Raw genomic sequence first — 7209 nt, forward strand, 5'->3', positions numbered from 1 at the left:
CCGAGGTCGTACGCCGACACCCGTCATAATCCACATAGCCGACCGGTACCCAAGGGCGTCGCCGAGCACGCCGCCGAGCAGGGACCCGAGCGGGATGGTGCTGTGGTTGATCATCATGGCCGCCGCCACGACTCGGCCGAGCATGTGCGGCGGGCAGTAGGTCTGCCGGAAGCTGCCGACCACGATGTTGGCCACGGAAATGCCGATCCCGACGAGGAAGGCGCCCATCGCGAACAGCAGCAACCCCGACCCTGCCGTGGTCAACGGCAGGAGCAGCGCGAACGGCGCAGTGGCGACCTGCAGGAGAAGCAGTCCGCGCGCGGTGCCGAACCGCCGGCTGACCCTGGTCGCCACCAGCGCGCCGACGATGCCGCCGGTGCTACCGCTGGTCAGCAGCAGCCCGACCAAGCCCGGGTCCAGCCCAACGGTGCGGACTAGGAAGACGACCTGTACCGCCTGATAGCCCATCAGCGCCATGTTGATCACGGCGCCCCACGTGACCATCGACCGCAAGTACCGGTCCCGGCCCACGAAGCGGAGCCCTTCGCTGATCTGCCGTCGGAGAGGGACGCCTTTCTCGTCCGGAGCGCGGTCCGGTTCGACCACGCTGATCCGCTTCAGGCAGGCCGCGGATACCAGGAACGTCATTGCGTCGGCCACGAGCGCGGTAACCGCGCCGAACGCTTGGGCGAGCAGCCCCGCCACCCCCGGCCCGGCGACCTGGGTGGCAGCCTCGCTGCCCTGCAGTTTGGCGTTCCCCTCCAGGAGGTCGCGGCCGTCGAGCACGATCCGGATGTACGAATGGTAGGCGGTGTTGAAGCACACCGCCGCGGTGCCGCATATCAACGCGACGACGACCAGGTGCTGAAAAGTGAGCGCATTGAGCCACGCCGCCAGCGGGATGCTCCCCAGCGCCACAACGGCCACCAGGTCGCACACGATCATCAGAGGCCGTTTATGTATCCGATCCACCCATGCGCCTACCGGCAGACCCACCAGCAGCCATGGCAGCCACACCGCCCCGGCGAGCAGGCCGACGGCGGTGGAGCTGGCGTCCAGCACCTCGACCGCGATCAACGGCAACCCGACCACGGTGATGCTGTTTCCCAGCCCACTCACCGTCTCGCCTGTCCAGAGCAGGCGGAAATCCGATTGGGTAAGTACTCCCCAGCGGGTTCGGGGCCGGTCCGACGTGTCATTCATCGAGTCCACACGCGGCATCATGCCGTGATCTCTTCAACCTGCCGTACTGGTTAAGCAGTTGGGCTGATAGATGAGTGAAGCCCCTGGTGAAGCTCACGGACAGCCCTGGCCGATTCCCGGGTCCTTTCCAGGGCGGAATCAGCCCGGCGCAGGTCAGGGGGCGGATGAGCGCCCAGCGATCCGGCCGAAGCTGGGCAGGCCCAAGTGGATGACTGCGGGCTTGAGACCGCCATCGAGCTGAGCCAGTTTGTCCTCAGCGCCGGCGAGGCTGATTTCCAGGCCCTCGACTTCGCCGAGCCAGCCCTCACGCTGAGCTTCGGCGATCCGGTCGAGCAGGTTGTCGCGGATCTCGGTCAGACGGTCTCGCTGGGACGGATCGGGCCGGAGGAGCGAGCATCGGACGCAAGCGTGCTCGTGGATGCACGAGGTCCCGAACGCCCGAGCGCAGGTTCCCAGGGAGAGCTTGCGCTTCTCGAAGTGTGCGAGGAAGGCGTCCCACTCCTCGTTTGTCGGGGTCCGGTATTCCTCGCTGGGACGAAGCGATCGACGACAGGCGATGAACGCGCGGTGGGCTTCGATGGCGTCTGCCGGGTAGATGGCGGTGTAGCCCATCGTGGCGTTGATGTCGAGGTGACCTGCGAGGACCTGCGCAATGTGGGGCGGCAGGAGGGCCGTTGAAGCCGACCGTGTCGGCCGACCGGATCCGTGTCGCGCTGTCCGAGGCCCGTCCGGCCGTCCTCAGCTTTAAGCAGTTGGTCGCGGCGACCGAGTTGTCGCCCTCCCAGACCCGGCGCGGCCTGGGGATCCTGCGGGACATCGCAGCCCAGGATCACCTGCCGCCGCTGATCTGGACGCTCGCCGACGGCTACCGCTTCTCCGGGGATCCGGTGGAGCTGGAAGCCTACGAGCAGGCGATCTTCAAGAGGAAGCTGAACGAGTTCGCCCGGCTGATCACCGACACCATCGGCCCGCACGCCGAGTTGGACCCGGAAGACGAGTGGGTGCAGCTGGTCCTGGCCCAGCTCAACGGCATCAGAGCCGCGCTGGACATGCTGGTGAGGTTCCGCCGCGGCGGAACTGCCCGCGTCGGCCGCTGAGGAGCCGGGCATGCGCCGACGCCGCTACACCTCGGACACCACCGTCGCTGAGTGGGCGCTGATTGAGCCCTCGTTGCCGGTTCCGGCCTGCCAGACCAGGAAGGGAGGCAGGCCGGAAACCCACCCGCAGCGGGAGATCGTGGACGCCATCCGTTACGTGGTGGACACCGGCTGCAAGTGGCGGTCCCTCCCGCGTGACTTTCCGCCCTGGTCCACGGTCTACAAGTTCTTCGCCCGCTGGGCGGCGGCCGGCGTCGCCGTCCTGCGCGACCAGCTTCGCCGCAAGGTCCGTACCACAGTGGGCAAGACGCCGCAGGCCGTGGCCGTCATCATCGACTCCCAGTCCGTGAAAGCCGCAGAAACCGTCGGCCGCGACAGCCGCGGCTACGACGCGGCGAAAAAGATCAACGGCCGCAAGCGTCGCCGAAGCCCTGATTCAGCCGACACTGCACTGGTCCGTTCTTCAGGTGCCTTCACGGCGTGGCAGCGACCCGGACACGCGCCCATCAGGTGCCATTGCCGTATGAGGATCACTCCTCGCCGTGGGCGACACCAGCGTGCCGCGCGTCGCCGGGAGGCACTCCGGCGACGCGCAGGGCGCCTGTCAGGTGAGGGCCGCAGGTCGGACAGCGGCCAGGGACAACGGATGGCCTTGTTGGTGGCCGCTCTGCCTGGCCTGACGGCCCTCGTGGCCTTGTTGTTCACCTGGGTGTCGGTGGGACAGGCCCGGAGTGAGTTGCGGATCGCTGAACACGGGCAGATCACTAACCGCTTCAACGCCGCAGTCGAGAACCTGGGCTCCCAGTCCGTGGACGTACGCTTCGGCGGGATCTATGCCCTGCAGCGGATCATGCAGGACTCCTCCCGGGACCAGCCCGCCATCGTGTCTGTCCTGTGTGCGTATGTGCGGCAGAACGCGCGCGTACCTGCGAGTGGCTTCGACAAGATCAACGAGGATGACCTCCTGGATGTCCGCAAGGCGGCGCCGCCTACTCCCATCACCGCCGTTGTGACCGTGCTGGCCAGCCGATCACCCAAGCATGACGGCGAGGCCCGCCTGGATCTGTCCGGGGCTGAGCTCCGCAACTTGGGGTTGGTAGGGCCATTCAGGGAAGCAAGTTTGGGTGGCGCTGACCTCAGAGGCGCTGGCCTGTCCGGTGATCTGCGCGAGGGTTTCTTCGCTGACGCGAACCTGTCCCATGCCGTTATCTACGATGCCAACTTGAAGGGTGCTTATTTTGGGTGGGCGACCATGGAGAGCGCCTCACTAACTGGGGCCAAGATGGCCCGTGCAGACTTCACCGAGGCGAACTTGCGTAATGCTGACTTGAGCGGGTCTCACGCCGATGCGAATGACCTGACCAGGGCAGTCTTTTTCGGTACTGACATGAGGGGTGCATCGCTTGATGGGGCCAAACTGACCGGTGCCATCTTCATCGAAGCCGACTTGAGCGGGGCGGATCTGATGGGAGCGAATCTGCATGGGGCGCGGCTCAGCGCTGCCGACAGGCGTTTGCAGGACGTACTGGGTGCTGAGTTCGAGACGGACGTTCATGCGTCATTGCGGAATGCCGATCTGACGGAGGCGGATCTCACCGACGCCGATCTACGGGGGGTCGATCTGAGCGGTGCGGACCTGACCAGGGCCGATCTGCGAGGAGCCAAGCTCAACGGCGTGAAACTGACCGGAGCCACAACCACCGGGGTACGCGGACTTCCGCGATCGCTGCTCTCACAGGTCAAATCGTGAGCACGGACCTCTGACATTAGCCTCGGCCCAGCATGGCGGCCGACCATGCGTCCACGCTGTGGCCATCATTGACGGCCGCAGCGATCGTAAGACTGCCGGTTCAGGAACAGGTACTGACCTTGTCGTTTAACGTTCGGTCGCTTCGGCATCGGAGGCCATCGATGTCTGCAGGACGCGTAGCCATCGTTGGCAGACTTCGCGGGTGACCGGTTCGAACAGCTCGGGGGTCGAGATTTCGGCGAGGAACTGAGTCAGCAGATCCTGGTGTTCTTCCTCGACGGCCACGTGGTCCTCGAAATGCACGGCCTGTGCCCAGTCGACGAGCTGGCTGGGGCTGGCGAGTCCAGCAGTGACCTTCTCCGCAGCGGCCAGGGCATGGCCACGACGGAAGGTGACGATCGATGTCGGTTCACCGCGCCGGGCATTTCTGATGAGGTCGGAGAGCTCACCATCCCAGTGCACAAGGTATTCAAGGGGCCCACTTCCGTTCGGGCCCATGTTCCCCATCCTGCTTGATGCATGGGGACCGAGCAGGCGTGGTCTCCCGTCAGGTCGGAGCTGGTGTGACACGTCGGGGCTTTGTGCCGACTTTGTGGTGGGCGGGGCGCTTGTATGCCTTGCCGGTCGCAAGGATCCGGCCGACGTCGTGACGGGTGGCCGGGCGGCGGTTCTTCGAGCCCGGTGGCCGGCCGGGGCCCGGCTGGGACGGTTTCGGTGCCCCGGCTGGAGAGCCGGTCTTCGCTCGGAGGTTTCTGAACCCCCGCCGGACTCGGGCGGGCGTCAGCTTGTTCGGCGGGGCTGGCTTCTCCCAGGGACGCCGGAGGTCAACGGCGAGTGGACGGGCGAGCCGGAGCTGGGTGTGCGCGGCGATCACCAGCCATGTCCAGCGGTCGGCTGCTTCTGAGCTGCGAAGTCGGGGCTTGGTCCAGCCGAGTGTCTGCTTGAAGAGGCGGAACGTGTGCTCGAGGTCGAAACGACGCAGGAACGATTGCCAGCAGCGGTCCACGTCCTTGCCGGTGGCCCCGGTTCTCGACCACCAGAGCCAGACCGGCTTGTTCACTCCGCCGCTAGGCAGCTTCCCCACGACCAGGCGGATGACGGTGCCCTCGATGATGGGCAGTGGGCCGGAGTGATCGAGCCAGGCCGCCCGGTGGGTCAGCCGCGGGTGCAGCCGGTCCCAAGCTTGCGCGGTCGCTTTCCCGTAGAGGCGGGTGTCCGTGGTCGTCACGGCCTGTTCGGCGCCCCAGCTCGCGGGGTCGCCGAAGACGAACTCGCCACCGTGCTTCGGCGGCCGTCCGCCCTTGGGGTCGTAGATCCGCGGCGGCGTCGGCCGTCGCATCACGCCATCCGAGCGCAGGCGGCCGAGGATCTACCGCGAATCGTCCGAGGCGTGGGTGGGCCTACTGCGGGACTGCGCCCGCCGCGGCATGCGCGCCCCGGTCATCCATCTGCGGACCACCAACCCCATCGAGTCGACCTTCGCCACCGTGCGACTTCGGACCAAGGTCACCAAGGGCACCGGCAGTCGGGCCGCCGCACTGGCCATTGTCTTCAAGCTCATCGAGTCCGCCCAGGCCCGCTGGCGCGCGGTGAACGCACCCTACCTCGTCGCCCTCGTCCGTGCCGGAGCCCACTTCGAATGCGGCCACCTCGTCGAGCGTCCCAAAGAACTCGTAGCATGACAGGCCCGTTGATCCAGGTCCCCTGCCCGCAGGTTGCAGATCTGGTTCAGGCGTAGCGGTCAAAAAGGGCTTGGAGGTAAGCCTCCAGCCGCTTGGTCAGCACGGCGGGGGTCAGATCGGCACGGTCCAATTCACGCCAGGGGACGGCGACCTTCTCGGCGTCCGGAGCGAAGGGCAAGGCGTCCAGCAGCCGCCAGTAGAGATGGGCGGCGCGATCTTCGGCCAGCGTCCCTCCCGCCGCAACGTACTTGTCGGAAAAGTGCATGCCCGTGGGAACCCCGTGCAGCAGAGCCAGGGCTGTGGAGCAGTGAGCCACATCCAGGTCGGCCGGCCCCCAGGAGGTCTCGACCCAGTCGACGACGCCGCTGATCTGCAGACCATTGCCGTTGCCCGTGAAGAGGACATTGCCGGGATGGAAGTCCCGGTGCAGGAAGCAGGCCCGGTAGTCCGGGGGCTCGCGGCGAATAACGTCCACGGCCCGTTGCCACAGCTCAGGCTGCTGGGTGTCCTCGGGCGGGCTTACCCGCTCAGGAGAGGTCCACGCTTGATAGGTGCGAGGACGTGCCTTTGCGGCCACCGGCAGCCGGTGGATACGCAGTAATTGACGTGCCAGCAGGTCGGCGCGCTGGTCAGCCCCTTCATCGCCCAGGCGCACGGTCCCGGGCAGCAGGGACATCAGCAGGGAGGGGTGGTCGCAGTACTGCGCCGTTGCGTCCACTGCCACAAGCGTGGCCGCGGGCACGTCCGTGTCGCCGAGCAGACGCAGAACGGCCGCCTCGCGGGTCAGCAGGCCCTCCGCGTGTCGAACGAAGAAGGGCTTGACGAAGGACCGCAGGACCAGCGAGCGTCGACCGCCCGGCCCGCAGATGCCCAGACGGCGCATCTCCGACGTCCAACCGCCACGCAACCGCGCAACGTCTTCGACGTGCTCTGCCTCGGACAGCCCCTTCTGCACCCAGGCGCGCGTTGCACCCCAACCCTGGCCCTCAAGATCGGCACCGATGCGCTCGGCCCCCTCGCCCATAACCATGGAGGCAGGCTATCCACCTCACCGACGGACGCATCCCTTGGCCACCCCACCCACAACTCTTGACAATTTCTCACTGGGCACCTGTGGCCCGCCACAAGGTGACAGGCTCGTCCCACGCGAGGAACCCATCGCAGTCCGCTCCGTTCTGGTGCATGTCCAGATCGGCGCGGAACGGACTTGCGACGCTGAGCAGGCGGGTGGCATTGCCCGTGCGGTCTGCGTCCGGGCCGGGGGAATGCCCGACTTTGATCCGTCGCTTACTGATCTTTTCGTTAATTCAGTGGGGTTGGAGGGTGGATGGTCAGGCCGGTGTGGGTGAGGAAGGACCAGGGCAGCTGCCGGTTCTGATTGATGCGGTGGATGCCTTGTTCGGTGGCGTCGGCAACATCAGCAAGGTGGTCGCCGGCAAGGTTGGCGAGTTCTCGTTTCTTGAGCGACGACCACAGC

General features: G+C 66.5%; 6 protein-coding genes and 3 pseudogenes. 4 read left to right on the forward strand and 5 right to left on the reverse strand.

Annotation, left to right across the window (positions count from 1 at the left end):
* Together J7E88_RS35360 and J7E88_RS35365 are read right to left on the reverse strand one after the other, a co-directional pair.
* Positions 1-1203, reverse strand: a 1203-nt coding sequence (locus tag J7E88_RS35360; RefSeq protein ID WP_251023687.1) for an MFS transporter, incomplete at its 3' end; no start/stop codon positions are given.
* A gap of 153 nt (positions 1204-1356) precedes the next feature.
* Positions 1357-1815, reverse strand: coding sequence for an integrase (locus tag J7E88_RS35365; RefSeq protein WP_251023686.1), 459 nt, complete (start codon positions 1813-1815; stop codon positions 1357-1359).
* A 62-nt stretch (positions 1816-1877) separates the two neighbouring features.
* Between J7E88_RS35365 and J7E88_RS35370 the strand changes: the two genes are divergently transcribed.
* The 3 genes and pseudogenes from J7E88_RS35370 (at position 1878) to J7E88_RS36670 (ending at position 4050) form a co-directional block, all read left to right on the forward strand.
* On the forward strand, positions 1878-2300 hold the full coding sequence (locus J7E88_RS35370; protein ID WP_215187603.1) for a RacP protein: 423 nt from the start codon (positions 1878-1880) through the stop codon (positions 2298-2300).
* A gap of 10 nt (positions 2301-2310) precedes the next feature.
* Positions 2311-2757: pseudogene (locus J7E88_RS36665) on the forward strand (transposase); the annotation flags it as partial.
* 393 nt (positions 2758-3150) lie between these two features.
* Positions 3151-4050, forward strand: a complete 900-nt coding sequence (locus J7E88_RS36670) for a pentapeptide repeat-containing protein (RefSeq protein ID WP_251023688.1) — start codon at positions 3151-3153, stop codon at positions 4048-4050.
* Positions 4051-4176: 126 nt separating this feature from the next.
* Here J7E88_RS36670 and J7E88_RS35380 read toward each other — a convergent pair whose 3' ends face one another.
* Entirely contained in the window at positions 4177-4548 is a 372-nt protein-coding gene (locus tag J7E88_RS35380; protein ID WP_215187607.1) for a hypothetical protein, read from the reverse strand.
* A gap of 49 nt (positions 4549-4597) precedes the next feature.
* Positions 4598-5419 (reverse strand): annotated as a pseudogene (locus tag J7E88_RS35385) (transposase); the annotation flags it as partial.
* Between the two features lie 73 nt (positions 5420-5492).
* Here J7E88_RS35385 and J7E88_RS35390 point away from each other — a divergent pair.
* Positions 5493-5732: pseudogene (locus J7E88_RS35390) on the forward strand (IS256 family transposase); the annotation flags it as partial.
* A gap of 46 nt (positions 5733-5778) precedes the next feature.
* Here the strand turns inward: J7E88_RS35390 and J7E88_RS35395 are convergent.
* Positions 5779-6762, reverse strand: a complete 984-nt coding sequence (locus J7E88_RS35395; RefSeq protein WP_215187606.1) for a phosphotransferase family protein — start codon at positions 6760-6762, stop codon at positions 5779-5781.
* Positions 6763-7209: the final 447 nt, after the last annotated feature.

Origin of the sequence: Streptomyces sp. ISL-10 (genome assembly GCF_018614575.1) — a bacterium.
In the GTDB taxonomy this organism is placed as follows: Bacteria; Actinomycetota; Actinomycetes; order Streptomycetales; family Streptomycetaceae; genus Streptomyces.